General features: G+C 71.9%; 29 protein-coding genes and 1 pseudogene. 21 read left to right on the top strand and 9 right to left on the bottom strand.

Annotated elements, in window-relative coordinates; genetic code table 11:
* The first annotated feature begins 69 nt into the window (after nucleotides 1-69).
* Nucleotides 70-1,059 (top strand): ATP-binding cassette domain-containing protein, encoded by a 990-nt coding sequence (locus tag ACIQCH_RS19000; RefSeq protein ID WP_402582218.1) that lies wholly within the window; start codon nucleotides 70-72, stop codon nucleotides 1,057-1,059.
* Nucleotides 1,056-1,847, top strand: a complete 792-nt coding sequence (locus tag ACIQCH_RS18995) for an ABC transporter permease (protein WP_402582217.1) — start codon at nucleotides 1,056-1,058, stop codon at nucleotides 1,845-1,847. Before ACIQCH_RS19000 ends, ACIQCH_RS18995 begins: the two co-directional genes overlap by 4 nt.
* Before the next feature lie 73 nt (nucleotides 1,848-1,920).
* On the opposite strand, the gene ACIQCH_RS18990 is transcribed toward ACIQCH_RS18995, so the two are convergent.
* Nucleotides 1,921-2,604, bottom strand: coding sequence for a nucleotidyl transferase AbiEii/AbiGii toxin family protein (locus tag ACIQCH_RS18990; protein ID WP_402582216.1), 684 nt, complete (start codon nucleotides 2,602-2,604; stop codon nucleotides 1,921-1,923).
* Nucleotides 2,601-2,975 (bottom strand): hypothetical protein, encoded by a 375-nt coding sequence (locus tag ACIQCH_RS18985; RefSeq protein WP_402582214.1) that lies wholly within the window; start codon nucleotides 2,973-2,975, stop codon nucleotides 2,601-2,603. Before ACIQCH_RS18985 ends, ACIQCH_RS18990 begins: the two co-directional genes overlap by 4 nt.
* 317 nt (nucleotides 2,976-3,292) lie before the next feature.
* Between ACIQCH_RS18985 and ACIQCH_RS18980 the strand changes: the two genes are divergently transcribed.
* The 3 genes from ACIQCH_RS18980 to ACIQCH_RS18970 all read left to right on the top strand — a co-directional run bounded on the left by ACIQCH_RS18980 (nucleotide 3,293) and on the right by ACIQCH_RS18970 (nucleotide 5,609).
* Nucleotides 3,293-4,393, top strand: a complete 1,101-nt coding sequence (locus tag ACIQCH_RS18980) for an LLM class flavin-dependent oxidoreductase (protein ID WP_402582213.1) — start codon at nucleotides 3,293-3,295, stop codon at nucleotides 4,391-4,393.
* Nucleotides 4,390-5,055, top strand: coding sequence for a CE1759 family FMN reductase (locus ACIQCH_RS18975; RefSeq protein ID WP_402582211.1), 666 nt, complete (start codon nucleotides 4,390-4,392; stop codon nucleotides 5,053-5,055). The genes ACIQCH_RS18980 and ACIQCH_RS18975 overlap by 4 nt, the downstream gene beginning before the upstream one ends.
* A 113-nt stretch (nucleotides 5,056-5,168) precedes the next feature.
* On the top strand, nucleotides 5,169-5,609 hold the full coding sequence (locus tag ACIQCH_RS18970) for a hypothetical protein (protein ID WP_402582210.1): 441 nt from the start codon (nucleotides 5,169-5,171) through the stop codon (nucleotides 5,607-5,609).
* A 64-nt stretch (nucleotides 5,610-5,673) separates the two neighbouring features.
* Here ACIQCH_RS18970 and ACIQCH_RS18965 read toward each other — a convergent pair whose 3' ends face one another.
* Both ACIQCH_RS18965 and ACIQCH_RS18960 read right to left on the bottom strand, forming a co-directional pair.
* Nucleotides 5,674-6,387, bottom strand: a complete 714-nt coding sequence (locus ACIQCH_RS18965) for a LysE family translocator (RefSeq protein WP_402582208.1) — start codon at nucleotides 6,385-6,387, stop codon at nucleotides 5,674-5,676.
* On the bottom strand, nucleotides 6,384-7,931 hold the full coding sequence (locus tag ACIQCH_RS18960; protein ID WP_402582206.1) for a DUF885 family protein: 1,548 nt from the start codon (nucleotides 7,929-7,931) through the stop codon (nucleotides 6,384-6,386). The genes ACIQCH_RS18965 and ACIQCH_RS18960 overlap by 4 nt, the downstream gene beginning before the upstream one ends.
* 53 nt (nucleotides 7,932-7,984) lie before the next feature.
* On the opposite strand from ACIQCH_RS18960, the gene ACIQCH_RS18955 reads away from it, so the two are divergent.
* Nucleotides 7,985-9,439, top strand: a complete 1,455-nt coding sequence (locus ACIQCH_RS18955; RefSeq protein WP_402582204.1) for a PLP-dependent aminotransferase family protein — start codon at nucleotides 7,985-7,987, stop codon at nucleotides 9,437-9,439.
* A 233-nt stretch (nucleotides 9,440-9,672) separates the two neighbouring features.
* A pseudogene (locus tag ACIQCH_RS18950) lies at nucleotides 9,673-10,032 on the top strand (hypothetical protein); the annotation flags it as partial.
* A gap of 94 nt (nucleotides 10,033-10,126) precedes the next feature.
* Here the strand turns inward: ACIQCH_RS18950 and ACIQCH_RS18945 are convergent.
* Nucleotides 10,127-10,633: a GNAT family N-acetyltransferase gene (locus tag ACIQCH_RS18945; RefSeq protein ID WP_402582202.1), complete on the bottom strand. Its 507-nt coding sequence runs from the start codon at nucleotides 10,631-10,633 to the stop codon at nucleotides 10,127-10,129.
* Between the two features lie 455 nt (nucleotides 10,634-11,088).
* On the opposite strand from ACIQCH_RS18945, the gene ACIQCH_RS18940 reads away from it, so the two are divergent.
* The 3 genes from ACIQCH_RS18940 to ACIQCH_RS18930 are packed head-to-tail and all read left to right on the top strand — an operon-like array spanning nucleotide 11,089 to nucleotide 13,042.
* Nucleotides 11,089-11,319, top strand: coding sequence for a hypothetical protein (locus tag ACIQCH_RS18940; protein WP_402582200.1), 231 nt, complete (start codon nucleotides 11,089-11,091; stop codon nucleotides 11,317-11,319).
* Nucleotides 11,316-12,221 carry a sigma-70 family RNA polymerase sigma factor gene (locus ACIQCH_RS18935; protein WP_402582198.1) on the top strand — a complete coding sequence of 302 codons (906 nt, stop codon included), beginning with the start codon at nucleotides 11,316-11,318 and terminating at the stop codon, nucleotides 12,219-12,221. Before ACIQCH_RS18940 ends, ACIQCH_RS18935 begins: the two co-directional genes overlap by 4 nt.
* Entirely contained in the window at nucleotides 12,218-13,042 is an 825-nt protein-coding gene (locus ACIQCH_RS18930; protein WP_402582196.1) for a hypothetical protein, read from the top strand. Before ACIQCH_RS18935 ends, ACIQCH_RS18930 begins: the two co-directional genes overlap by 4 nt.
* A 266-nt stretch (nucleotides 13,043-13,308) precedes the next feature.
* Here ACIQCH_RS18930 and ACIQCH_RS18925 read toward each other — a convergent pair whose 3' ends face one another.
* Complete coding sequence (locus ACIQCH_RS18925) at nucleotides 13,309-13,803, bottom strand: MarR family winged helix-turn-helix transcriptional regulator (RefSeq protein ID WP_402582194.1); 495 nt, start codon at nucleotides 13,801-13,803, stop codon at nucleotides 13,309-13,311.
* A gap of 69 nt (nucleotides 13,804-13,872) precedes the next feature.
* Here ACIQCH_RS18925 and ACIQCH_RS18920 point away from each other — a divergent pair, with 69 nt between their 5' ends.
* The 4 genes from ACIQCH_RS18920 (at nucleotide 13,873) to ACIQCH_RS18905 (ending at nucleotide 16,779) form a co-directional block, all read left to right on the top strand.
* Entirely contained in the window at nucleotides 13,873-14,598 is a 726-nt protein-coding gene (locus ACIQCH_RS18920) for a hypothetical protein (RefSeq protein WP_402582192.1), read from the top strand.
* A 3-nt stretch (nucleotides 14,599-14,601) separates the two neighbouring features.
* Nucleotides 14,602-15,456, top strand: a complete 855-nt coding sequence (locus ACIQCH_RS18915; RefSeq protein WP_402582190.1) for an SGNH/GDSL hydrolase family protein — start codon at nucleotides 14,602-14,604, stop codon at nucleotides 15,454-15,456.
* Between the two features lie 322 nt (nucleotides 15,457-15,778).
* Nucleotides 15,779-16,192, top strand: a complete 414-nt coding sequence (locus tag ACIQCH_RS18910) for a VOC family protein (protein ID WP_402582188.1) — start codon at nucleotides 15,779-15,781, stop codon at nucleotides 16,190-16,192.
* A 122-nt stretch (nucleotides 16,193-16,314) separates the two neighbouring features.
* Nucleotides 16,315-16,779: a YdeI/OmpD-associated family protein gene (locus tag ACIQCH_RS18905; protein WP_402582187.1), complete on the top strand. Its 465-nt coding sequence runs from the start codon at nucleotides 16,315-16,317 to the stop codon at nucleotides 16,777-16,779.
* Nucleotides 16,780-16,996: 217 nt separating this feature from the next.
* On the opposite strand, the gene ACIQCH_RS18900 is transcribed toward ACIQCH_RS18905, so the two are convergent.
* Nucleotides 16,997-17,602: a CGNR zinc finger domain-containing protein gene (locus ACIQCH_RS18900; RefSeq protein WP_402582185.1), complete on the bottom strand. Its 606-nt coding sequence runs from the start codon at nucleotides 17,600-17,602 to the stop codon at nucleotides 16,997-16,999.
* Nucleotides 17,603-17,704: 102 nt separating this feature from the next.
* Here ACIQCH_RS18900 and ACIQCH_RS18895 point away from each other — a divergent pair, with 102 nt between their 5' ends.
* Nucleotides 17,705-18,553 carry an SDR family NAD(P)-dependent oxidoreductase gene (locus ACIQCH_RS18895; protein ID WP_402582184.1) on the top strand — a complete coding sequence of 283 codons (849 nt, stop codon included), beginning with the start codon at nucleotides 17,705-17,707 and terminating at the stop codon, nucleotides 18,551-18,553.
* 44 nt (nucleotides 18,554-18,597) lie between these two features.
* On the opposite strand, the gene ACIQCH_RS18890 is transcribed toward ACIQCH_RS18895, so the two are convergent.
* Together ACIQCH_RS18890 and ACIQCH_RS18885 are read right to left on the bottom strand one after the other, a co-directional pair.
* The gene (locus ACIQCH_RS18890; RefSeq protein ID WP_402582182.1) at nucleotides 18,598-19,125 is read right to left on the bottom strand and encodes a VOC family protein; all 528 of its coding nucleotides are present in this window, start codon (nucleotides 19,123-19,125) and stop codon (nucleotides 18,598-18,600) included.
* A gap of 247 nt (nucleotides 19,126-19,372) precedes the next feature.
* Nucleotides 19,373-19,828: a VOC family protein gene (locus ACIQCH_RS18885; protein WP_402582181.1), complete on the bottom strand. Its 456-nt coding sequence runs from the start codon at nucleotides 19,826-19,828 to the stop codon at nucleotides 19,373-19,375.
* Nucleotides 19,829-19,995: 167 nt separating this feature from the next.
* Here ACIQCH_RS18885 and ACIQCH_RS18880 point away from each other — a divergent pair, with 167 nt between their 5' ends.
* The 6 genes from ACIQCH_RS18880 (at nucleotide 19,996) to ACIQCH_RS18855 (ending at nucleotide 25,838) form a co-directional block, all read left to right on the top strand.
* Complete coding sequence (locus tag ACIQCH_RS18880; RefSeq protein ID WP_402582179.1) at nucleotides 19,996-20,934, top strand: MerR family transcriptional regulator; 939 nt, start codon at nucleotides 19,996-19,998, stop codon at nucleotides 20,932-20,934.
* 53 nt (nucleotides 20,935-20,987) lie between these two features.
* Nucleotides 20,988-21,554 carry a GNAT family N-acetyltransferase gene (locus tag ACIQCH_RS18875; RefSeq protein ID WP_402582177.1) on the top strand — a complete coding sequence of 189 codons (567 nt, stop codon included), beginning with the start codon at nucleotides 20,988-20,990 and terminating at the stop codon, nucleotides 21,552-21,554.
* A 434-nt stretch (nucleotides 21,555-21,988) separates the two neighbouring features.
* The gene (locus ACIQCH_RS18870; RefSeq protein WP_402582176.1) at nucleotides 21,989-22,231 is read left to right on the top strand and encodes a hypothetical protein; all 243 of its coding nucleotides are present in this window, start codon (nucleotides 21,989-21,991) and stop codon (nucleotides 22,229-22,231) included.
* A gap of 1,076 nt (nucleotides 22,232-23,307) precedes the next feature.
* A complete protein-coding gene (locus ACIQCH_RS18865; protein WP_402582174.1) occupies nucleotides 23,308-23,751 on the top strand; it encodes a hypothetical protein in 444 nt (147 codons plus the stop codon).
* Nucleotides 23,748-24,599, top strand: a complete 852-nt coding sequence (locus ACIQCH_RS18860) for a nucleotidyltransferase domain-containing protein (protein ID WP_402582172.1) — start codon at nucleotides 23,748-23,750, stop codon at nucleotides 24,597-24,599. Before ACIQCH_RS18865 ends, ACIQCH_RS18860 begins: the two co-directional genes overlap by 4 nt.
* A gap of 891 nt (nucleotides 24,600-25,490) precedes the next feature.
* Nucleotides 25,491-25,838 (top strand): hypothetical protein, encoded by a 348-nt coding sequence (locus ACIQCH_RS18855; protein WP_402582170.1) that lies wholly within the window; start codon nucleotides 25,491-25,493, stop codon nucleotides 25,836-25,838.
* Nucleotides 25,839-26,122: the final 284 nt, after the last annotated feature.

Genomic DNA, 26,122 nt, shown 5'->3' with positions numbered 1-26,122 from the left:
CCCACCGACCCACCAGCCCACCCCACCCGCCCCAGCCTTCGAACGGAGGCCCCCGTGCCGACTTCTGTCATGCCCACGCCATCAACCCCCAGGGGTTCGTCCCCGGCCGCCGTCTCCGCCCTCGGCCTGCGCAAGTCCTACGGCGACAAGACCGTCCTCGACGGCATCGACCTGCGCATCCCGGCAGGGACGGTGTACGCGCTCCTCGGCCCGAACGGCGCCGGCAAGACCACCGCCGTGAAGATCCTGTCCACCCTCGTCACCGCCGACGGCGGACAGGTGCAGGTCGCGGGCCACGACATCGCCACCGACCCGCAGTCCGTCCGCGCCGCGATCGGCGTCACCGGCCAGTTCTCCGCCGTCGACGGCCTGATCACCGGCGAGGAGAACATGCTCCTCATGGCGGACCTGCACCACCTTTCCAAGGCCGAAGGGCGGCGGGTCGCCGCCGAACTCCTCGACCGCTTCGACCTCACCGAGGCCGCGGGGAAGCCCGCCTCGACCTACTCCGGCGGCATGAAGCGCCGCCTCGACATCGCGATGACCCTGGTCGGCAACCCGCGGATCATCTTCCTCGACGAGCCGACCACCGGCCTCGACCCGCGCTCCCGCCACACCATGTGGCAGATCATCCGCCGGCTCGTCGCCGACGGCGTCACCGTCTTCCTCACGACCCAGTACCTGGAGGAGGCCGACGAACTCGCCGACCGCATCGCCGTGCTGAACGGCGGCAGGATCGTGGCCGAAGGAACCGCCGACGAGCTCAAGCGCCTCGTCCCGGGCGGCCACGTCCGCCTCCGCTTCTCCGATCCCGCCGCCCACCGCCACGCGGCCGCCGCCCTCCCCGACGCCGCCCGCGACGACGAGTCCCTGGCCCTCCAACTCCCCAGCGACGGCAGCCAGCGCGACCTGCGCGCCGTCCTCGACCGACTCGACGCCGCCGGCATCGAGGCCGACGAGCTCACCGTGCACACCCCCGACCTGGACGACGTCTTCTTCGCCCTGACCGCCGCCACCGTCCCCACCCAGCCGAACCAGCCCAAGGAGCAGTCCCGATGAGCTCCCTCTCCCTCGCCGTACGCGACTCGACCACGATGCTGCGCCGGAACCTCCTGCACGCCCGGCGCTATCCCTCCCTCACGCTCAACCTCCTCCTCACCCCGATCGTCCTGCTGCTCCTCTTCGTCTACGTCTTCGGGGACGTGATGAGCGCCGGCATCGGCGGCAGCGGTGCCGACCGCTCCGACTACATCGCCTACGTCGTCCCGGGCCTGCTGCTGATGACCCTCGGCAGCACCACGATCGGCACCGCGGTCTCCGTCTCCAACGACATGACCGAGGGGATCATCGCCCGCTTCCGCACCATGGCGATCCACCGCGGCTCCGTCCTCATCGGGCACGTCGTCGGCAGCGTCCTGCAGGCGGTCGCCAGCGTGGTCCTCGTCGGCGCCGTCGGCGTGGCCATCGGCTTCCGCTCCACCGACGCCACCGCCCTCGAGTGGCTCGCCGCCTTCGGACTGCTCGTGCTCTTCGCCCTGGCACTCACCTGGATCGCCGTCGGCATGGGCCTGATCAGCCCGAACGCGGAGGCCGCCAGCAACAACGCCCTCCCGCTGATCTTCCTGCCCCTCATCTCCAGCACCTTCGTCCCGATCGACGCGATGCCGGGCTGGTTCCAGCCGATCGCCCAGTACCAGCCCTTCACCCCGGCCATCGAGACCCTCCGCGGCCTCCTCCTCGGCACCGAGATCGGCAACAACGGCTGGCTCGCCCTCGCCTGGTCACTCGCCCTCGCGGCCCTCGGCTACCGCTGGTCCAAGACGGTTTTCGACCGCGACCCCAGCTGATCCGTCCTTCCGCTCCCCCCCCCGCGGGCGGCGTCCCCGGCACCCCGCCGGTGTGCGCCGCCCCGGCGGCCGTTCAGGCAGCGCCGGAGTCGTGGGCGCCGGAATCGTCGGGGAGACGTCGCGCGAGGTCGGCGGCCCAGTCCGCCGCCCAGGCCCGGAGCCGGGTGATGCCGTGCCCGTCGAGGCCGTGGCGCGCGAACTCCTCGTCGTCGATCCAGTCGGCGCCGGCCAGCCGGTCGTGGAGGTCTTCGAGGTGGAAGCCGTCGTCGCGGGCGTGCCGGGCCCCGAGGCGTTCGAGCTCGCGCAGGTCGTGGAGCCGGTTCGCGGCGTGGACGTCGATCAGGTCGCGGGGCGTGCCGCGGTCGGCGAGGGCGCGCACCTTGGTGCCGATCACGGTGTCGAGCGCGAGGACGGGCCCGTGCTCCGTGTCGACCGGGGCGGTCCAGAAGTGCTCCTTGAGGACGTCCACCTCGCAGTCCTCGCCGCCCTCCCCGTCGGTGACCATCAGCCTCGCGGCGAGCGGGTCGACGTCGATCACCCGCACCCGCCAGCCGCGCCGGACGAGCCCGGACTCCAGGCGGGCGGCGATGTCGGCCATGGGGGTGGGGTCCTGGGTGGCCACGTCGAGGTCCTGGCTGAGCCGGTTGACCAGGCCGTGGGCCTGGACGGCGTAGCCGCCGGCCAGGACCAGGGGGTAGTCGGAGCCGATGTCGACGACGGCGGCGAGGAGCCGTGCGTGCAGGTCGGTGAGCCTCACGCAGCCGTGGGCCCCGCCCCGCCGGCGGGGGAGAGGTCGGGGAAGGCGTCCTCCCACACGGCGCGGACGTGCCGGCTGACGAGCGTGCGCAGCACCGGCCACTGCTCGATCAGCAGGTCGCGGTCCAGGAGGTGGAGGAGGTCCTCGTGCTGCCCCTCGGCCAGTACGACGCGGTACATCCCCATCCGCAGCTTGGGCCGGTCCAGGTCGAAGGTCCGAAGCCCCGACCAGGCCACGTGCCCGGGCAGTTCCACCAGGCCGCCGCGGGGGCCGGCGAGCTTGTCCAGCGACGCGGGCAGTCGCCGCGCGTACCGCTCCCGGAGCACCTGCTGGTCGGACCGGGACTGCTCACCACCGCCGTGCACGATCATGCGGCCGATTATCCCCCGCCGCCCCCGCCCCACACATCCCCGAACACCCGCCCGCGGTTGCCCGACCGGTGCGTCCCCCCGCGGGCGGGGGCAGGGGCGGGATCGCGACCGTGGTCGCCGTCATGCCCCCGACCGGTGGCGACGCCCGCGGCCGTGGAGCCGCTCGGCCGCCACCCGCGCCGCCACGGGCTCAAGATCCCACGCACCGAGGAAGGCCTCCATCTGCTCCACCGGCAACCTCCCCCTCGGGAATACCCCGACCGCACCTCCCGTTCCCGGGTATAGTTGAATCGTAAACAACCTTGGGAAGGGGAGCCATGCAGTTCGGGATCTTCACCGTCGGTGACGTCACGGCCGATCCGACGACCGGACGCGTGCCCGGCGAGCACGAGCGCATCAAGGCGATGCTCGCCATCGCGCAGAAGGCCGAGGAGGTCGGCCTCGACGTCTTCGCCACCGGCGAGCACCACAACCCGCCGTTCGTCCCCTCCTCGCCGACGACGATGCTCGGCTACATCGCCGCACGCACCGAGAACCTGATCCTGTCCACGTCGACGACGCTGATCACCACGAACGACCCGGTCAAGATCGCCGAGGACTTCGCGATGCTCCAGCACGTCGCGGACGGCCGCGTCGACGTCATGATGGGCCGCGGCAACACCGGACCGGTCTACCCCTGGTTCGGCAAGGACATCCGCGACGGCATCGACCTCGCCGTCGAGAACTACGCGCTGCTGCGCCGCCTGTGGGACGAGGACGTCGTCACCTGGAAGGGCAAGTTCCGTACCCCGCTGCAGTCCTTCACCTCGACCCCCCGTCCGCTGGACGGCGTCGCGCCCTTCGTGTGGCACGGCTCCATCCGCTCGCCGGAGATCGCCGAGCAGGCCGCGTACTACGGCGACGGCTTCTTCCACAACAACATCTTCTGGCCCGCCTCCCACACCAAGCAGATGGTCGAGCTGTACCGGCAGCGCTACGCCCACTACGGCCACGGCACCCCCGAGCAGGCCGTCGTCGGACTCGGCGGCCAGGTGTTCATGCGCAGGAACTCGCAGGACGCGGTGCGCGAGTTCCGCCCGTACTTCGACAACGCGCCCGTGTACGGCCACGGACCCTCCCTGGAGGAGTTCACCTCCCAGACCCCGCTGACCGTCGGCTCGCCGCAGCAGGTCATCGAGCGCACCCTGTCCTTCCGCGAGTACGCCGGCGACTACCAGCGCCAGCTGTTCCTGATGGACCATGCGGGGCTGCCCCTGAAGACCGTGCTGGAGCAACTCGACCTCCTCGGCGAAGAGGTCGTACCGGTCCTGCGCAAGGAGTTCGCCAACCTCCGCCCCGCCGGCGTACCGGACGCCCCCACCCACGCCGCCCGCGTGGCGGCCGCCCAGGACACCACCCGGAAGGAGGCCCGGGCATGAAGCTCGTCGTCGTGTCCGCAGGACTGAGCTCGCCCTCCTCCACGCGCCTGCTCGCCGACCGCCTCACGGCCGCCGCCCTCGCCCGCGTGGACGCCGAACCCGAGGTGATCGAGCTGCGGGACCTGGCCACGGAGATCGCCCAGCACTTCGTCACCGGCTTCCCGCCCGCCCGCCTCGCCGCCGCGCTCGACGCGGTGGCGGCCGCGGACGGCCTGATCGCCGTGACACCGGTCTTCGCGGCCTCGTACAGCGGCCTGTTCAAGTCCTTCTTCGACCTGATCGACAAGGACGCCCTCACCGGCAAGCCGGTGCTCCTCGGCGCGACCGGCGGCACCGCCCGCCACTCCCTGGTCACCGAGCACGCCCTGCGCCCGCTCTTCAGCCACCTGCGCGCGCTCGTCTTGCCGACCGCGGTCTACGCGGCCTCGGAGGACTGGGGCGAGGACGGCCTGGCCCGGCGCATCACCCGCGCCGGCGCGGAACTGGCCCGCTTCATGTCCCCCGCGGCCCACCCCACCAGCCACCCCACCACCCCGGACGTGGACACCGCCGCCGCGATCGCCCCCCGCTCCCTCACGGGCGCGATCACCTCGCTCCACGCCACGACCGCCGCCACCCTGATCCCCTTCGAGCAACGCCTGGCCGCCCTACGGGCCGAGTGACGGGACGAGCGGACGAACCGCAAGCCAGGGCCCCCGCGCAGTGGGCCTGGCCCCACCCACCCGTGGGGCCAGGCCCGTACCGGACCTTTCCGGTGCTCCCTAGCGTCGATGCCATGGAAACCGAGACGCACACCACGACCGGCCCGGCCGCCCTCGACACCCCCCGCACCCACGAGGCGTTCACCATGGCGAAGCGCTGCACCACGCTCTACGGCGCCCTGACCGCCGCCGCCCTGCTGGCGGTCGTCGTGGTGGCGGGCGGCGGACACACCGTGAACGGCTTCATGTGGGTCCGGGCGGCCCTGCTGCCCCTGACCGCCCTGCTGGTCCACCGGGTCACCGTCGCCGCCTCCCGCGGCTCCCGCCGGGCCTACGAGCGCGTGAGCGCCGTCACCGTCGTCATGCCGATCGCGATCATCGGCGTCGACTTCGTCCCGGGCGTCTGCCCGCTCTGGTACGCGGTGATGCAGACCGTCTGCATGCTGCCCGTCCTGCGCGTCGCCCTCCTCACCCGCGGCCCCGTCCTGCGCGCCGCCTTCCCCCGGGGCCGCTGACCGCGTGCGGCGCGGAACCGGCCCGCCCCGCACGGACCCGGGGTCGTCCCGCACGGACCCGGTGTCATACGGACACCAGGGCCGCCAGCCCGAGGTAGACGCCGCCCACCAGCCGTTGCAGCCGCCGCTCGCGGCGCGGGGTGCCGTGCAGCCGGCCGGCGAGGGCCGCACCGAGGAACGCGTACCCCAGGTCCAGCACGAGCGCCACGGCCAGGAAGACCACGCCGAGGAGCAGCATCCGGACCCGGGCCTGTCCGGGAGCCAGGTCGGACGGCAGGAACTGCGGGAGGAAGGCCAGGAAGAAGAGGATCACCTTGGGGTTGAGCACGTTGACCACCACCGCGTCCCGGTAGACCCGGAGCAACCGGCGCCGAGCGGGACGCCCCGCCCCTGAAGCCCCCACCCCGGACGCACCCCCTTCCGAAGCACCGACCCCACTGTCCTCATCGGCCCCACCGGCACCACCACCAGAACCCCCACCGTCGCCCCCGACACGACCCCGCCGTCCGAGCAACGCCCGCACCCCCAGGTACGCCAGGTACCCGGCACCCACCCGACGCAGCACGGCGAACGCGAGCGGATGATCCGCGATCAGGGTGCCCGCCCCGCCGACCGCGGCGAGGACGTGCACCAACGTCCCGGTCTCCACGCCCAGCGCCGAGACCAGTCCGGCCCGCCGGCCGTCCTGCACGCTGCGCGTGACGATGTAGACCAGGTTCGGCCCGGGCACGGCGACCAGCACCAGCGCGGCCGCCACGAACCCGGCGAGCGAGGTCACCCGCGCTCCAGGGCCGTCCGCAGCAGCCCCAGCGGTGGGGCGCCGAGGTCGAAGAGGGCGGTGTGGAACCGGCGCAGCGAAAAGCCGCTGCCCCACCGCTCCGCTGCCTCCTCGCGCAGGTCGAGCACGGCGAACTTGCCCCACGTGTACCGGCCGTAGGTGGGGTCGAACAGCCCGCGCTGCGCCTCGTGCCGCGCGGCGGGACCGGCCAGCGAGACGTCCGCGGTGAACCGGGCCGCGGCGTCCGCCACGGTCATCGCCCCGGTGTGCAGTCCGATCGCGCAGGCGAAGCGGGTCACCCGGCGCAGCGCGTCCTGGGCGACCGCGACGGCCACCCGCGGATCGCCCGCCCGGAAGCCCTGCTCCAGGGCCAGCTCCTCGCAGTAGTGAGCCCAGCCCTCGACGAACGCCTCGGAGTGGAGGGTACGGCGGACCGCGCTCGGGGCCCGGCGCAGCGCCAGGCCGTGGCTGGCGTGCCCGGGTGCGACCTCGTGCACGGCCATGTTCGGCATCAGGGTCCGGTTGAAGCCGGTCGCCAGCCACTGGGTGCGCTCGGATTCCGGCCAGCCGTCGCCCGGGAGGGAGACGCGGAAGCCCGCGGGGGCGTCGGCCTCGTACGGAGCGGACGCGAACAGGCCCGCCAGCGCCCGGCGCTGCGAGTCGGGCATGGCCTCGACGACGACCTCGACGTCGTGGTGCGGCACCAGGTCGAGCCCGGCGGTCCAGTCGGACACCTCCGCCACGAGTGCCGTGAACTCGGCGAGCAGACCGTCGGCATCGGGGTGGTCGGCCTGCAGGGCCCGCACCGTGTCGGCGGGCGCGGCCCCGGGGTCGACGCGGCGCAGCGCCTCGTCGAGCAGCGCACGCAGCCGGTCCCGTTCGGCGTCCACCCTGGCGGTCAGCGCCGGAAGGTCCACGGTGCAGGCCTCGGCCGCGCCGAGCAGCCGGGCGAGCGCGGGGCCGCCGAGCGCGGCGGACGGCGGGCCGTCGGCGGCGGCCCGTTCCAGGTGGGCCACCAGCCGGGCGTGCGCCCGCGCGGCAGCCATGTGGACCGGCCCGCCCTCGGGGTCGAGAAGGGACCCGAGGCCCCGGGCGAGCGGCAGGGTCGCCCCGGCCAGCGGCGCGGGCACCCGGTCGAGCGCCTCGACGGCCGCGTCCACGGCGTCCGGCCACTGCCGCAGATGCGCCTGCCGGGCCGCGTCCCGCTCGGGCCGGGGCGCGTACGGACGGTCGTAGCCGGACAGTTCGAGGTTCTCGATGTGCCAGAGCGGATTGCTGCGGTGCAGCTCCAGCTCGCCGAAGCGGACCCGGAGGGCCTGCTCGGCGGCCGTCGCGTGGGCCTCGTCGTGCGGGTCCGGGTACGGCGCGGTGCCGGGCGGGCCGCCCAGGGCGGCGAGGCCGCGGCGCACCCCGTCGGGGGAGAGGTCCTGCACGGTGCCGTCGTACTCGTGCCGCCCGGCGCCGTCCCGCGCGGCCGGCACGGACAGCGCGCACACGGCGGCCAGTCGGGGGTCCGGGGCAGGGGTGATCGTCGTGATCGTCATGCCCTTAGCCTCGGATGGCGCCGACGCGCGATCCCGTGCCAATGGAGGGCGAAGTGGACTGGAACCGGGGGGCCTCCGACCCCGCCGTGCTGATCGACCTCCTGGGGGAGTGGAATGCGGCCGCCGGTCCCCTCTACCAGCGCCTGACCGGCGCGCTGGTCCGCGCGGTACGGTCCGGGGACCTGCGGACCGGCGACCGCCTGCCGCCCGAGCGGAAGCTGGCCGACGCGCTCTCGGTGAGCCGGGCGACGGTGGTCGCCGCCTACGACGCCCTGCGCGCCGCGGGCCTGGTCGACACCCGCAGGGGCAGCGGCACCCGGGTGACCGCGGCCGCCGCCGCCCACCGCACCCCGGCGGACGGCCGGGTGCGCGACGGCCGGGGGACCGCCGTGATCCAACGGCTGGTGACGCAGCCGCCGGACCTCATCTCGCTGGGCCGGGCGGCCGAGGCCGGTGGCCCCGACCTGGCCGGAGCACTCACCGACCTGGCCCGCGAGGACCTGCCCGACCTGCTGCGCGACGCCGGCTACCACCCGGCCGGGCTGCCCGCGCTGCGCGCGGCGATCGCCGACCACCACCGCGCGCACGGCCTGCCGACCTCGCCCGACCAGGTGGTGGTGACCACCGGGGCCACCCAGGCCGTCGCCCTGATCGCCCGCCTGCACCTCGGGCGCGGCTCGACCGCCGTCGTGGAGTCTCCCGGCTGGCCCGGCTGCCTGGACGTCCTCCGGGCGGCCGGCGCCCGACTCGTGGGCGTCGAACTCGACTCCGACGGCATCCGGATCGACCGCCTGGCCGCCCGACTCCGCTCCCACCGGCCCGCACTGCTGTACACGATGCCGACCTTCCACAACCCCACCGGCACCCTGATGTCCGCCGGACGCCGCCGCCGGGTGGCCCAGCTCGCCGCCGAACACGGCGTCACCGTCGTCGAGGACAGCGCGCACGCGGCGGCCCTCGCCCCCGGACGGACCCCACCCCCCATCGCCGCCCACCCCGCCGGCGCCACGGTCCTCACGGTCGGCTCGCTGTCGAAGGCCATCTGGGGCGGCCTGCGCATCGGCTGGATCCGCGCACCCCGGCACGCCGTCGAGCCCCTGGCACGCCTCAAGGCGCTCGAGGACCTCGGCAGCCCCCTCCTGGACCAGGCCCTGGCCGCACGCCTGCTTCCGGGCCTCCCCGGCCTCGCCGCCGAACGCGAACGCCTGCGCCGCGAGCGCCTCGCCACCATGACCCGGCTCCTGGAAGAACACCTCCCGGCCTGGCACTGGCACCCCCCGCAGGGCGGCTCCGCCCTGTGGATCCGCCTCCCGCCGGCCACCGACGCCCGTACGTACGCCCAACTGGCCCTGCGCCACGGCGCCGAGGTCGTCCCGGGCGCCAGCATGGACCCCACCGGCGCCCACGACGACTTCCTCCGCCTGCCGTACTCCTTCGCCCCCGACACCGCGGCGGAACTCGTCACCCGCCTCGCCGCCGCCTGGACGTCGCTCCCGCACACCCGCTGAGGGATGCCGCCCCGACGCCGCGGGGCAGGCGTTCGCGACCTGGTCCCGGAAGAAGAGGGGGCGTGCCGTCCGCCGGCGCGCGCACTCCGCCGGTGGTCCTCGCCGGCCGGGCGTCGAGCGCCGCGCCGTCGCCGCGGGCCCGAACGGAAGCGGTGACCCGCCGCACGCGCTGTCACACCCGCCGCCCGCGCGGGGTCTTGAGTCAGACCACCGAACACCGGAGGAGCCCCACCATGACCGGACGAGCCACGGCCACACCACGAGGCCAGGCCTTCCTCAGGACCGCGGTCGCCCTGCAGACCCTGACCCTGCTCTTCCAGGCCGTCACCGCGGGCATGCTGCTGACCTCGCCGCTCGCCGGGGAGGTGCACCACGTCGGCTCGCGCGTGATGTACGGCGCGTCGATGCTCCACCTCCTGGCCGCGGTCCTGGCCTGGCGCCCCGGAGGCGGCTCACCCCGCACGGTGCTGTACGCCACCGGCTTCCTGCTCCTCGCCTCCGTACAGGTCGTGCTGGGCATCGCCCACATGTCCTCGTTCCACGTCCCCCTGGGCGTGGTGATGTTCGCCCTCAGCACCCTGGCCCTCGTCCGGGCGCTGGCCCCGCGCCTGCTCCTGCCCCCGCCGCCCGACCGTAGCCGCCGGGCCCGCCCGGATCTCACGGCGCCGGACGTCACGGCGCCCGACGTCACAGCTCCCGGCGCATGCAGGCCCTCGGCCACCGGTCCAGGCCGTGTGCCGCTTCGCGCTCGCGGATCTCCCGAAGACCGGGCGTCAGGCTGCCGTCGTCCACGAGCCGGAACCCGCAGCGTGCGTAGTAGGGGGCGTTCCAAGGGACCTCGGTGAAGGTGGTCAGGGTCAGGGCGGGCACCCCCGTACGCACGGCGTGGTCCGCCACATGGTCCAGCAGCAGCCGGCCGATGCCGCGACGCGAGCTGTCCGGGTGCACCGAGACCTGCTCGACGTGGAGGTTGCCGTCCACGCGGTCGGCGATCAGATAGGCCGCCGGCACGTCGCCCCCGCCGGCCGCGACCCAGGCCAGCCCGGCGTGGCAGTAGCCGGCGAGCTCATCGAGCGGGAGCGGCTCGTCATCGGCGACCTCCGGCATGCCGATGTCCCGGAAACACCACCCGGCGGCCCTCTCGATGTCCTGGAGCAGGGGCAGTTCGTGCAACCGCGCGGCTCGGATGTCCATGGACGCATCCTGTCAGTGGCCTGCGCTACCGTCATCTCCCCCTGCTGGGGGACGCGCGATCCCCGCCCGGCCTCCAACTCAGGCCGGGCGAGGGCGCGTGGCACGCTCCCCTTCTTCGGCACGGGGAGCACGCCTCTTCCGTGAGGAAGGGCCGACACCGAGGTGTCCTGCCTCCATATGACGGGGTGCCGGGGTGGGATTGCAAGGAAAACCGGGAACTTCATCCGATGGCCGCTCCCGGTGTGCTCTACGTGCAACGGAACGGTCATCTCCGGCCGCGCGCCGACCGTCTCCGACTCCTAATGTTCCGTGATTCCTTGATCACATCGCGTGATCCGGACATGCCGGTCCATGCTGATGCTCCTCCAACAGCGGCTCGGCACCCGCTCGTTGGAGGCCCCGCCCATCCCCGGCGGGGTCTTCCGCATCCGTGGGCACGACATCGAGGAGCACGTGTGAGCAGAAAACAGATATCCGCGGTCGTGGCCGTCGCAGTGGTGTTGCTGGTGGTGTTCGGCTGGAGCACGGCGATGGCCGCGATGGGCCACGCGGGCCTGATCGCCGGGCTGGCCCCGGTCCTCGGACTGACCGTCACCCAGGTGGTGCGCGGCGCCCGCTCGCGCACCGCCCCGGCCTCCGGGCACCGCGTCGCGGCGGTGCCCGACAAGGAGGACGGCGCTCCGTGACGACGTCGTTCAACGCGCCGGGACCGGCCTCCGAGCCGGTCCCGGTCCGCCCCGGCCGCAAGCTCGGCCCCATCGCGGACACGGTCAGCAGCTCGCACCGCGCCTGGCTGGAGCCGACCCGCAGGTGCTACCTCGCCAGCGGCCGCACCCTCAGCGACCTCAGCCTCGACGTCCTGCTGGCCAAGTCGAAGCTGTCGGAACTGTTGCGCGGCGTCGGCCACTACCCGCGCTGGGAGGTCATCCACCGCCTCGCGGGCGAACTGGACATCCCCGGCTGGCCCCTCTACCGACTGTGGAAGCAGGCGGCCATGGACGCCGGCAAGAGCCGGGACTGGGTCGACCGCTCCACCGAGGGCACGACCGCCGTGGCCACCGCCCGCTCCGGCCAGCCCCTCGAACACGGGGCCCTGTGCCAGATGGTCGGGGACGGCTACCTCGCCTACGCAGGAGTCTTCCTCCCCGACGACACCCGCAGGATCGCCGTGGACGACACCTTCGCCATCCTCTGGCTCTGCTTCGACGAAGCCCTCGCCAGCGCCGACATCCGCCGCTACGCCTGGAACATCCTGCGCGCCACCGTCAAGGCCAAGGCCGACTACCGCGACGAACGCCCCGTGCTGGCCGAAGCGGCCTTCGACACCGTCGCCCTGCGCGACGCCCGCCCGGAGGAGCAACCCGCCCAGCTGGCCGAGAGCCTGGAACTGTTCACCGCGATCAGCAGGCTGCCCGACGCCCAGCTCGACGTCATGGTGCTCCGACGCCTGTGCGGCTTCCCGCCCGAGCACGTCTCCGACCTCCTCGGCATCCCCCTGGCCGCCGTCCGGTCCGACGAACGCCACGCCAACCGCTTCCTGGACGACACCATCGAGCTGCCGCCCCGAACCGGAGGACCCACCCCATGACCACGCTCGCACACCTGCTGTCCAGGGCCCGGCTCGCCCCCGACCGATCCGTGCCCCGCGACACCGTCCCGCCCCGCGACCCCGGCCCCCGCACCCGCCCGGTCGCGGTCGAGCTCCCGAACACGACCGCGGCCGAGGAACTGCGCGCACTGTGCGAGGCCCTGGTCCACCACACCCCGGCCACCACGGTCGCCGCCTTCGTCACCGAGCAGGTCCCGGAACCCCGCAGCGCCCTGATCCTGGCCTGCGTGCTCCAACTGACCGACACCGACGACGGCGCCCGGTTCTGGTGGCAGTACGCCGCCGGAGCCGGCCACCCGGCCGCCGCCTACTGCCTCTACCTCCACCACCTCGCCCTCGGCGAGACCCACACCGCCCGCTGGTGGCACACCCAGACCGACGAGACGTACCCCGACGAGGCCGGCCCCGACGCACCCCCCGTGCACACCACCATCCGCTGCGAGGGCGCCTCGATGGTCCTCCACCACGGCGACGGCGCCTCCAGCACCACGCTCCTGCGCGTCATGCGCCACCTGGCCAGACACGTCAGCCGACCCCGGTCCGCCCTGGTCACCGAGCTGATGACCTACATGCCGACCGCGGTGGCCGTCGGCTACCTCCGTGAACCCGAGAGCGAGCTGCCCCTGCCCGGACCCGACTTCGCCGGCAGGATCCGCACCCTGCTGGCCGCCGCGGCCCACCGGCCCGACGGCTCCAGCGACCTCCCGGCCCGCCCCCAGACCCGCCCCGTCCTGAGGCGGGACGCCGACCGGGCCGCCCGCCGCGCCCACCGACGGGTCGACGAGGCCGCGACCCGCTGACCCACCGGACCGCCCCGCGCCCCGCCCGCCGATCCGCCCCGGCCCCCGCCGGGGCGGACCCGCGTGACCCCGGGATCAGGCGACCTTGGCGGACCGGATGATGCGCATGAGCGGTATCTCCCCCGTACCTGCACCCGGCGGACGTACGGCCGACCGGCCTGCATGATCATCCACGAACCGCACCACGGGCAACCGCACGACCACCCGGCGCGGATGACCGCGCACCGTGCCCCGGGCGGCTACGAAGCAGCCGACCCGAGCGGACTTCAGCCGCGGGCGCGGTAGCCGGGGTGGACTCCGGGCGTCAGCTCCTGTTCGGCGGCGACGCGCTCGAGGAGGCCGAGGAGGAGGGCGCGCTGGTCCGGGTCGAGGGCGGCGAGGAGGGCGTCCTCGTGGGCCGCGGCCGCGCGGGAGACGGCGCCCAGGGTGCGCCCGCCCTCCGCCGTGAGGTGGAGCTCGTAGTTGCGGCGGTCCTCGGCGCTGCGCCGCCGTTCGACGAGGCCCTCCAGACCGTCGATGAGCGTGACGACCCGACTCGGTACGACCCCCAGGTCCTCGGCGAGGGCCCGCTGACTGCGCCCCGGCCGTCCGGCGATCATGCGCAGCAGCCCGACGTCCGCCGGGGTCAGCCCCAGGTGCCCGACGCGTTCGGCGAAGCGTTCGGCGGCGTGCGCGCCGATCTGGGCGAGGAGGAACGCGGCTCCGCGCGGCCCGGCGGCCGCGGCGGTGTCCGTCGTATGCGGTTGCCGGGAACTGTTCACCGACCTATCGTAAGCCACAGGCAATGATTCTCTCCGCTGAACGATTAATTATAGAGAACGGATCCCGCCGTGCCCGCCCACGCAGAAGCCACAGAAGCCACCACTCCAGAAGCCACCCGCACCCGTCGAGACCCCCAGGCCGGACCGCCACCCGGCATCCTCGCCGTGGTCTTCACCGCCCTCTTCCTCGCCGGGCTCGTCCTCACCACCCTCCTCGCGGGCGGGGACACCTTCCCCTCGCCCTTCGGCTCCACCGACACGGTGACCTCCTACTTCCGCGACCACAGCGGCGCGGTCCGGGTCTCCGGGACCCTCCAGTTCGCGGCCTCGGTGCCGCTCGCGATCTACGCCGCCACCGTCTCGGCACGACTGCACAAACTCGGGATCCGTGCCCCCGGAGCCACCATCGCCCTCGCCGGGGGCGTCCTCGCCTCGGCCTTCCTCGCCTGCTCAGGACTGGTCACCTGGGTGCTGTCCCAGCCCGCCGTCGCAGAGCACCCCGACGCGGTACGGCCCCTGCAGTACCTGGCCTTCGGGCTCGGCGGGCCCGCCCACGTCGTCCTCCTCGGGCTGCTCGTCGCCGGCATCGCCGTACCGGGCCTGCTCGCCGGCCTGCTGCCCCGCCCCCTCGCCCTGACGGGCCTGGCCGTCGCGACCGTCGCCGAACTGTCCACCCTGGTCCTGCTGACCGACGCCGCCGCCCTCCTCCTGCCCGTCGCCCGCTTCGCGGGCCTGCTGTGGCTGGTCGCGGCCGGTTTCCTGCTGCCGCGCCGCCGTGTCCGTACGGAGGCCTGACCCATGACGACCGCCACCACCCCCACCCCCGACCCGACGGAGCGCATGCTCCGCTTCCACCAGCCGGAAAAGACCCTGAGCCACCTCGGCCCCGCCCCCGACCAGGCCGGGCTCGCGGCCCTGTTGGGACTCGACCCGGCCGACTACCGGACGCGCCTGAACCGCCTGGACGAGCACAACCGCACGGCCGCCGCCGCACTCGCCGCCGCGCCGGGGGCGGCCGCACACCTCGCAGGGCTGCCGTTCCGGCCGGGCGAACACGTCGTGGCCGTCGGAGAGAGCACCACCGCCGACCGCCTCTCCTGGTTCGAGATCTTGCGACACCTGCTCCCGGACGGCGTCCGCTGCACCAACCTGGCCGTATCCGGCAGCACCACCACCCAAGCCCTCGCGAACGTCCCCCGGCTCGCGTCCCACCGCCCCGACTGGGTGCTGTGCATGCTGGGGGCCAACGACGTCCAGCGACTGGACGGGATCCCCCTGGTCGCCGCCGCCGAGACCCGCCGCGCCCTGCGGGCCCTGCGCGACCTGACGGTCCGCCGGACCGGGGCCCGCTGGATCTGGCTCACCCCGACCGGCGTCCACCCCGAGCGCGTGGCGCAGTACGTGCACTTCCGCCGGGCCGGCCTCGCCTGGGCCGCGGCGGACCTCGACGCCGTCGCGGACCTCCTCCTGGCGGAACCCGAGGCCACGGTCGACACCCGTGCCGCCGCACACGACCACCTGGAGGAGGACGGCCTCCATCTCACCCCGGCCGGCCAACAACGCGTCGCAGCAGCCGTACTGGAAGCCCTCGGCACGTCACCGACCAGGCCCGACCAGAACACGGCCCTGACGGGACCGGAACCGCAGCCCTGACGGGACCGGAACCGCAGCCCTGACGGGACCGGAACCACAACCCTGACCTTGCACCCCCCACGACCACCCGGACCGGATCCGGATCGGTCAGGATTCGAGAAGCGCGGTCCACGGAGCCGCCCCTAGCCTGCTGAACATGGACCTCACGGTTCGCACGGCTTCCTCTCCGTATGACGACCCGGACGCGTCGCTCGCCCCGACACCGTCCTGACTCCGGGCCCCTTCATACCGATTGACCGGCGAACACGCGCCGAGGCGACATCCGGGCCGGGGCCCGGATGTCCGGCACGTACGTACACATCTTCAGTGCAAGGAGTAAGACATGAAGGCGCACGTCAGCTCGATCCTTCTGGGCGTCCGGGACATGGACCGGGCCAAGCGGTTCTACACCGAGGGGCTCGGCTGGAAGATCCGGAACGACTTCGGCATCTCGGTGTTCTTCGAATCGGACGGCGCCTCGCCCGTCGGCTTCTACAGCCGCGAAGGCCTGGCCGACCAGGTGGGCACGGACCAGGAAGGCAGCGGCTTCAGCGGACTGGTGCTGACCTACGTCGTCCGCAGCGAGGCCCGCGTCGACGAGGTCATGGCGGAGGCGAAGGAGGCCGGCGCCACGATCCTCAAGCCCGCCGCCGCCCTCCCGTGGGGCGGGTACGGCGGCACCTTCGCCGACCCGGACGGCTACATCTGGAGCCTCGGCTACAGTGCCCAGGGAACCGACCAGCCCTACGCCGAGTAGCCGCGAACTCCCCCTCACAGCCGTCCGGGACGGCGGGGCGCGTGCCGCTACCGTCCCGGACCGCTGCGACCCGGGTGCGGGAATCGGGAGCGGCGATCGGAGCCGGGCGGGCGGGATCCGCGGTGAACCGGCAGGACGAACAGGAGAAGACCTTGAAGTTCCGCACCTACGTCGAGCCGCCCGAGCCCATGCGGGGTCTGGAAGTCCCGCTCGAGGTGGTGACAGCGCTCGGCGAGGGCTCCCGGCCGCCGGTGACGATCACCATCAACGGGCACACCTGGAGGAGCCGCATCGCCCACCTCCGCGGCCGCCACCTGATCGGCCTCAGCCACGCCAACCGGGAGGCCGCGGAGGTCGAGATCGGCGAGGAGATCGAGGTCGAGGTCGAGCTCGACACCGAGCCGCGCGTCGTCGTCGAGCCGGCGGACTTCGCCCAGGCCCTGGACGACGAGCCGGCCGCCCGCGCCGCCTACGACAATCTCACCCTCAGCCGCAAGCGCGAGCACGTGCGCGCCATCGAGAGCGCGAAGAAGCCCGAGACGCGCCAGCGGCGCATCGAAAAGGCCATCGCCACCCTGCGGGGCTGACAAGCCCCGCGGCACGTCGCGACCGAAGGGCCGTCCGCCGCCCACTCTCGGACTCAGCCACACCAGCTGTGACTGAGCCCGGGAGACCGGGGGTCCGACGGGGCAGTACCGACGCCGTGGAGATCGACCCACGCGGTGGACCCCGCACCGGTCCACCCGGCAGGCAGCGGAGCCGCACCCGCCGACCACCACGTGGATCCACCCGTGACAGGGACGGTCACCCCTCAGCCGACGCACCACCAGCACGACCATGGCGCTGCCGCTGCCGGTGCTTGCGCATGGACACCTGAGACCCGCAGCCGGTACTGCAGTACAACCCTCCCCCATTGCGGGTGCGGTCGAAGAAGCCGAAATGGCACGGGGGGTTCCGGCACGCCTTGATGCGCCCCCAGTCGCTGCTCTGCGCAAACGTCGTCACCGCGGCCAGTACGGTCCCGAACACGCCCGGCACCCCCACCTGCGGCGAGGCCAGCTCCACACCGCCGGCCGTGACCACGGGCGCCAGCGGGTAGAGCGACCCCACACGCCGCAGGTGCCGCTCGGCACGCAGCAGCGGCTCACCCAGACTCTCCTCGTCGCCCGAGTGCGCGAGCAGCAAGGTCACCAGGGCATCACGCAGCTCGCGCGCGACCGCGGCGTCAGCATCGGTCACCACGGTCTCGCCACCGAACTCGTCGCGCTCCGCCAGCCACGCCGCGAACGAGTCCCCGTCCCCGAACAACTCCCGGCGACCCGATCCGTCCGCGCGCGTGTTCACGAACGCGAGAACGGTCTCCACCGTCGGCGTGACGGTGCGCGAGCTGGTTCCAGGGGCACTGACCATCCCCCCACAGTACATCAACAAAACAGCACTAATCCAACTAGCAAGCAACCCCTAACCGCCACAGCGTTGACGAGTTGCGACCTAACGTCTTACGGTCGCAACATGAACGGAGCATCCAACCACCAGACCCATCCCCGCACATGGCTGATCACCGGCGCAACGTCCGGCATCGGCCGCGAACTGACGCTCCAGGCACTGGAGAACGGCGACACCGTCTCGGCCCTCGCCCGCGACACCTCCTCCCTGGACGAACTGGCGCAAGCACACGGCGAGCGCCTCCTCCTCATCCAGACGGACGTACGCGACGAGCAAGCCGTCCGGACCGCGGTGGAAGGCACGCTCGCCCGGTTCGGCCGCATCGACGTCGTGGCCAACAACGCGGGATACGGACTGTTCGGCGCCGTCGAGGAGGCCTCCGACACGCAGGTCCGTGCCGTGTTCGACACCAACGTGTTCGGAGCGCTCAACGTGCTCCGCGCCACGCTGCCGGTGCTCCGCGCCCAGCGGTCCGGGCACATCCTCCAGGGCTCCTCGGTCTACGGGCAGTCCGCCCACCCCGGCGTGGGCCTGCTGGCCGCCACCAAGCACGCGCTCGAGGGACTGTCGGACGCCCTCGCGGCCGAGGTCGCCCCACTCGGCATCAAGGTCACGATCATCCAGCCCGGCCTGACCGCGACCCCCTTCCTCGCCAACCTCGACGTCACAGCCGGCCTGGCCGACTACGACCAGACCGTCCGCGAGGTCCAGAAGGGCATCGGAGAGCTGCCGGCATCCGCCTTCTCCCCCGCGGCGCGGATCGCCGCAGGCATCCGAACCGCGGTCGACAGCCCCACCCCTCCGCTACGCCTGGCCCTCGGCACCTCCAGCACGACGGCCATGCGCCCCGCTCTGAAGGCACGCATCGCAGACCTGGACAACTGGCAGCACGTCACCGACGCCGTCGACAACTAACCCCGAACCCCGGCGGACCTCACCACCGTGGCGGGGTGGGGAGGTCAGGGGGCGGCAGGATGTCGTGGGGCGCTGGACACTCCGGATTCGCGTCCGCTGAGTTCGGCGTCGAGGGTTTCCTGGGCGATGCGCATCGACCGTGCGTACTTCGGCTGGGACAGTCGTTCCCAGGCCTGGTCGGGTGCGACGTCCTCGGTCCGGCTCATGACCCACCAGATGTTGCCGAACGGGTCGCGTACCCGGCCGCCCCGGTCGCCCCATGCGTTGTCGGTGGCCTCGGTGACCACGGTTGCCCCGTGCGCGACGGCGGCATCCATGGCGGTGTCCGCGTCGGGGACGTAGATGCGCAGGAGCGCGGGCATCGCGGGCCAGTCGGGTCGGCGGTCGAAGGCGAGGACGACCGTGTCGCCGACGCGGATCTCACCGTGTCCGATGGAGCCGTCCTCGACGGGTACTCGAGCGAGCTCTTCGCCTTCGAACGCCGCAGTGATGAAGTCGAGCAGCGCGCCGGTGTCGTCGGTGACGACCCACGGTGCGACGCTGGTGTAGCCCTCGGGCGCCGTGTGCTTCATCGGGACGTCCTGTCTGCCGGTTCCTGGTGACGTGACGACACTAAGAGCGAACCAGGCCAGCTCCTGTCCTAGTCGCACCGCATTGGTCCATCAGGCCGCCACGCCCCCACCGATATGAGGGTCACTGCGGGCGGTCCTGAGGTCAGGCGGGGTACCGAGGTACGACGAGCTCTCCGTCCGCTACGAGGCGACGGCGCTGGTCGCAGTCATGAACGAATGGCTGTGACCAGCACCGTCGCACCGGCCCTCAGACAACGTCGAATTCGTTGCCCTCGGGGTCCTGCATGGCGGCGGCGTAGAGCCCCGTCCCCGGCTCGTCCTTGATCCGCAGCACGGTGGCACCAGCTTTGACCAGCCGTTCCACCGTAGCCGTGACCCGTTGTGTGCGGACGTCCAGTGGGACGTCACGCCCCCCACCGACCTTCAGGTCGAAGTGCCACCGGTTCTTGGCGACCTTGGGCTCCGGAACCTGCTGGAACCACACCCTCGGTCCACGTCCCGCGGGATCGATGATCGACTCCGGAACATCCCCGGCACCGGCCGGCAACTCCGCCTCGGGCACCCCCACCGCCGCCCAGTAAGCACGCCACGTGGTGTGCCCGCCCGGCGGAGGCTCAGGCACGTAGCCGAGCGCCTCGGCCCAGAAGGTCACCATTCTCTGCGGATCGGAGCAGTCGATCGTCAGCTGCATTGTCATCTCCATGCTCGGAGCATCCCAGGCAGATCTGACAGACGATCCACGTCGCAACAGGGCCCTGGCGTCGTTGGGTGGCGTCTGCTGCTGGGGTGGGGCGTGTCCGTTTACGAGAGGCGCCTCCGACCGTGGGGGGGGCTTGAGTCTCCCGTAGGGGGAGGCGTCAGGGTATGGGCATGGACGGCGACACTCTTTACCCGATCGGCGAGCTGGCCCGACGGACCGGTCTCACGGTCAAGACCATTCGGTTCTACTCCGATCGCGGAATCGTGACGCCGACAGACCGCAGCCCGGCCGGCTACCGCCGGTACAACGTCGATGCCGTCGCGCGCCTGGACCTCGTGCGGACCCTGCGGGAGCTGGGGCTCGGCCTTCCCACAATCCGCAAGGTCGTCGATCGGGAGCTCTCGCTCCCTGAGGTCGCCGCGACGCACGCCGAAGCACTGGCGGTGCAGATTCGCATCCTGCGCCTGCGGCACGCGGTGCTGACCGCGGTGGCCGAGCGCGGGCTCACTCCCGAGGAGACCGATCTCATGCACCAGCTCGCCCGGCTGTCCGAGGACGAACGCCGAGATCTCATCGGTGATTTCCTCGATGCCGTCTTCGACGGCCTCGGCGCCGACTCCGCATTCGCGGGAGTCATGCGTTCGATGACCCCCGAACTGCCCGAAAGCCCCGAGCCGGAGCAGTCCCGGGCGTGGGTGGAGTGGGCCGAACTGACCCTGGACCCGGATTTCCGTGCCGGCGTGCGCCGAATGGCCGAGGATCTGGCAGCCGACCGGGCGCGAGACGACACAACGGGCCCGTGCCGCGACTTCGCCGCTGTTGTCCGTGACCTGGTCGCCCCGGCCTTGGTGGCGGGAATTGGCCCGGCCTCGCACCGGGCTGATCCGATCATCGCGGCGGTTGTGGCTCACTACGCGCACATCTGCGGCCGCCCTGACGACGCCGAGCTTCGCCGTCGGTTGCTGCTTCGACTGGAGAGCGCGAACGACCCGCGCAGGGAACGGTACTTCCAGCTACTCGCAGTGATCAACGGCTGGCCCGCTCCGGAGAGCCTGAAACCCGTACTCGACTGGTCCGTCGAGGCCATGCGCGTTCGGACGCAGCGGTAGTGGGCCACGGACAGGCCGCGCCTGGGCCGAACCCCGACGCGTACGATCGGCCGGTGAACGACTCCGTCATACTGCGTGCGGATGCGGTGCCATCCGCTCCCGCGCTCGTTCTCCGCCCCTGGTCCATGCAGGACGTTCCCGCGCTGGTCGAGGCATACCGAGATCCCGCATTGCGACACTGGACAAGCTTTTCCGTGGAGAACGACGCCGACGCGGTGCGGTGGGTGCGGGCCCAGCAGCAAGGGTGGGCAGTGGGCGACCGGTTCGGCTTCGCAGTCCTTGAAGCGCAACCCGAATCGCCCCATGGGCAGTTGGTCGGCAATGCGGTCCTCAAGGAAGTCGCCTCCGGTAAACCCTCGGCCGAGGTGGGCTATTGGACCACGGCGCACGCTCGCGGCCGAGGTGTGGCGCCCCGCGCCCTCGAGGCCCTCACTCGCTGGGCCTTCGACACCCTGGGGGCCGGCGGGCTGAAGCGTCTTGAACTCCTGCACCAGGTGGACAACCCCGCTTCGTGCCGGGTCGCGCAGAAGAGCCGGTACGAGTTCGACAGCGTCCTGCCTGCGGCGCCGCCGTCCTTCCCTCTCGACGGTCATCTGCACACACGGTGCAGGGATGCCTGAGATCCACTTCTGTGAATGGGCGCGGCGGTGGCACCGGGTGGGCGTCAGCCGGGGTGGGATTGGTGTTTGCAGGTCAGGCTAGGCAGGCGTAGTGATCATGGCTGTCATGAGGTGACCAGACTGCTGCTGCCGGGTGCCGATCGTGAGGGTGATCGGCTGTCGTGGGTGTGCCTGTTCACAACGCTGCACGACGACGGGCTCCGCCGAGGTGCGATCTCTCGGTTCCGTGACGCGGGGCGGCATTCTTGCAGGTGGCGTGTTGACGCGAATCCGAGAGATCGTAGACGGGATCGCGGCATATTGGCCTAGACCTATTGTGTGGCCTGGTTCGTGACGGTACGTTCGTGTCCGGCTGCGCAGCCTGTACGTACCGCATCGCATCGCATCGTCGGGCACTCTGCCGGGCATTCCCGGCTTTTTCAGGAGGACATGCCATGTACCGCCGCACTGCAGCCGTCCTGGCCACCGCCGTCACTGCTGGGGCCCTCGCGCTCGGTGCTGCGGGCGCCGCCGAGGCCGTTCCCGGCCCCGGTTTCTATGCCCGCAGTAACCATGCGTCGTACACCGAATGCGTGGCCGCTGGCCGGGCCGGCTACAACATCTGGGGCCCGATCTTCTTCTGCGAGCCCTTCAGCCCTGACCGCCCGAACATCATCACCCTCTGGGTCCGCTACTGACCCACTCGGCCGCCCCGGGCCGACACGGGGCCGGCCGTACGGCAGTTACGTAGCACCCCTCCCCGCAACCACCAGTCAGCACCACCGCCCGGTCCGCGTCCCGGGACGGTGGGCCGCCCCGACGCCCGCCAGGCCGCGTGGCGTGGAGGGGGTGGTGGTTGGTGTATCGGCAGCTGATTGTGCTGGTGTTGTTGTGAGGTCAGGTGGGTTCGGGGTGGGTGGGGGTCCGGGTACCGACTCCACGCTGGCACTCGCCCACGACGTCCTGACAGCCCTGGGCAAGCACGTCCCCCTCGCTGGGTATCGCGGGCATGACACCGAGCCGGCCTGGATTCTTGTCGTGGCTTGGATCCTCGCGACGGGCTCTGCGCACCTGCTCATCCTTCGCGTGCTTTTCGTGACCTCGCGTCGTCTGGAGGCTCTGTTGTTCCTACGCCGTCGTAACGGCCTGCATGTGGCGCTGGTCGTCCACACCATGCGGCTGCCCGCTGGCCTGGACCGGTCTTGTCCGGCGTCCGCCACGACCATCTTGCCGACGCCACAGCCTTCCTGCCCGATGCTGATGCTCGCCCCCGCCGCCCCCGCCGCCCCCGCCGCCCCCGCCGGCCCCGCCGCAGCGCGCCTTGGCGATCCGCTGGATGGCCCTGCCAGCCTTGACCGCTTGCGGGCCTTGGTCGAGCCGATCCGCCCTTGCCGTTGCCGCGCACCGCTTGCAGCCGGTGAGGACTTCTTCCCGCCGGTGATCCCGCAGATCACCGAGAGGGAGGTCGCTTGGCGTCTGCACCGCGCGGGTGCGTACCCGGATCTGTGGCCGAGCTGGCCATGGCGGTGTTCACCGCTGCCTTCACCACCTGCCGGTCACCGTCCACGTCCACGACCCGGGTGATGGGCGTCGTGTGCTGTGTGCTGGGTGTGCGTCATGGGTTTTCACTGCTGGGTTGGGGTGCGGCGGTGCTGGGGTGTCGTTTTGCTGGTGAAGGCTGTTGTCGTTTGGTGTGTGGGGTGTTTGTCGCCCGTGTGGGTGGGTGTGGCGGAGCGCTGGGTGGGGGCGGGTCGTGTCTGTCTAGGCTCGGTGGATGCCGTCGTTTGTGGGTGATCCGCGTCATGAGCGTCTTGTCGCTGTGTTGGTGCCGTTGTTGCGGCGTTCGTGTCCGCCGGGTGGGGGTGGCTTCGGTGGGTCGTACGAGCTGCATCTCGGTGTTGACGAGGCGGAGGAGTTGGGTGGGGTCGATCTGATCCGTTCGGCGTTGCGGAAGGCGGGTCGGTCGTTGGGGTGGTCGCGGCTGCAGACGTTCGGTGGTTCCTTCCCGCAGGCCGCTGTGGCGGGTGTGGTGGACCGGCGGGAGATTCCTGAGGAGTTCGCCGTAGCTGTCGAGGGGTATCAGTTGGCGCGGGGGAGGGCCTCGGCGGAGGTGATCGGGCGGACATGGCAGGACGGGAAGCCGCGTGCGGTTCCGGGTTCTGTTTTTGTGGTGGCCCAGGAGTTCCGTGCCGCCTACGCCGAGGGAGCGACCCGGTGAAGCGCGAGCGCGCGACGCGTCTGCTGGCGGACATGATCACGCGGCTCGAGGGCGGCGACTGGCCGCTGCGCCTTGTGGACGAGGTGTACGTCTTCGGGTCGTACGCGCGCGGTGCGCTGGAGCCGAACGATGTCGACGTGGTCATTGAGCACGGTACGGACAAGCGCTGGCTCGGGGAGTCGCTGGAGGCCTCGATCAATGGGCGTGACGCGTACATCGGGATGCGGCAGGCCCTGAGGGGCCGTACCCGGGGGATCTCCTTCCAGTTCCGTGGCCGTAGCAGTCTGCAGGACGAGGGCTTCGAGCTGTTCGTGCTCTGGCGTAAGGGCGAGCCGTTCTCCCTGGCTCGCGAGCGCCTTGCCTCCCTGGCCGCGGATCCGGAAGCCGGGACGGCGCCCAGGGACCACATGCTTGCGGAGTTCGAAGGGCTGGAGCGCCTCGTGCCACGCCCGGCGAGGATCGAGCTGTTCGGCCGGCACACGAAGGGAAAGATCAGCATTACGCCGCTGAGGCTGGTGGACGGGCAGCTCGAAGACCCTGAAGCCGCCCGGCATGTACGGCTGCGTTGGGTGGAGACGAGCCCTCTGCGCCGCGCAGCGACGTGCGCCCTGGTGGCGTTGGAGCAGCGTGGCGTAGATCTGGGCGAGGTGACGTTGCACGGTCAGCGGCTGTTCGGCCGGGAGCAGAAGGCCGAGCGCTGTTTCATCGATCTGGGCTGGAACGGCTTCGGGCGTATGGGCCGTCTCCTGGGCGGTGGAGTGACCTGGCTGGAAGTCATGCGTCCGCATCGAAGCAAGCCCATGGATGCACTGCTCATCGAGCCGCAGCGGCGGTCGGCGTCTGCATAGCCGCGATCTCGGGCGTGTGGGGAAGTGGAGCATCTGCTTCATCCGTTCGTGTGTGCCCGGTCGGCGTGTCGGGATGGATGGTCCTGGTCGTGGACAGCCGCATGGTGCGGGTTCGGGCTGGGGGTGCGGGTGTCCGATCAGATTTCCGCCGACGAGGACATGCCGTGGTGGCGGGGCGCCGGGCGTGAAGACGCCGTGGCGCGGTTGGTGGCTCTTGATTCCCGGGGTGAGTTGGCCACGGAGCACGCGCGTGTGGTCGCTGAGGCTCTTGGGGTGTCGCTTCGGACGGTGTGGAGCTGGGTGGCTGTGGCTTGGCGTGAGGGCCGGCTGTCTGCTCGAGCTCCGTCGCGGGTGGGTGTGAGTGCGGATCTGCGTGCGCGTTTGGCGGTGTGGGCGGGAATGTGGCCGCGGTGCACCGCGAGCTGGTCGCCGAGGGGACGAAGGCTGGTGTCCCGGACTCGGTTCCTTCTCTTCGGACTCTGCAGCGTGCCGTGCGTCAGGACTTGTCGGCGGGGGAGCGGGCCGGTCTGAAGGGCGGGGAGGCAGCACGCCGCCGGTACGACGTGTACGGCAAGCGCCCGTTGACGCACCGGAACGCGTGCTGGGAGGGGGATCACAAGCGGATCCCGGTCAGGGTGAGCTTGGACGGGTTGGTGCTGTGTCCGTGGGTGACGTGGTTCATCGATGTGGCGTCGAAGGTGATCGTGGGGGTGGCGGTCACCCCGCATCAGCCGGCCCGGGGCGCGGTCCTGGCCGCGCTGCGCACCGGGATCAGCCGCCAGGAGCCGTACGGGCCGTTCGGGGGCCTGCCGGGACGGGTGCGGGTGGAACCGGGGCAAGGACTTCCTGTCGAAGGCGGTGTCGCGCGCTCTGGGCGGCTTCGCTGTGGCGGTGGATGATTTGCCAGCGTACAAGCCCTACCGCAAGGGCACGGTGGAGGCCCTCAACGGTGCGGTGGAGGAGATGCTCCTCGTCTCGTTGCCGAGGTCCCCCCGCCGTGCCCGGCTTCCGGCTGCGCGTGAGGACCACTTCATGCGTCTGCCGGGCGCGCAGGTCGTCTCCACCCGCGCGCTGCTGGCGGCCCGGGAGAACATCCGGGCCCCGATCGCAGCGCAGGCCATGATCTGCATCTACGGCCAGGCCGGCCACGGCAAGTCCTTCGCCGTCAACGCCTCGCTGTACGAGCTCGCACCGAAACTCACGCGCCGGACACTGCAGACTGGCCGGGGCGATGCGTGAACCCGACCTGATGCGCGGTTGCCCATACCCGCCTCCTCACACCCGCAAGACCATCGCCAGAAGGAAGAGTGGGTGGCTGCCACCGGACTATGGATTGCGCCAACTCCATCATCCACGCTGAAAGTTGAAGCCGCTCGATCGAGCAATCCACCAGGCCATGCCCGGCAGCTGCTCCGACTCACCGGATACTGCGGCGCCGCGGGTGGTTGTCACTGGGGTGCGGCGGTAGTTGTGATCGTGGGTGGGGTGTCGTTTGTGCTGGTCAGGGGGTGGGTCTGCTCCTG

Source organism: Streptomyces sp. NPDC093225 (genome assembly GCF_044753805.1).
Lineage (GTDB): Bacteria > Actinomycetota > Actinomycetes > Streptomycetales > Streptomycetaceae > Streptomyces.
Note: the sequence above shows the minus strand (reverse complement) of the source record. Positions and strands in the feature narration are given on the sequence as shown.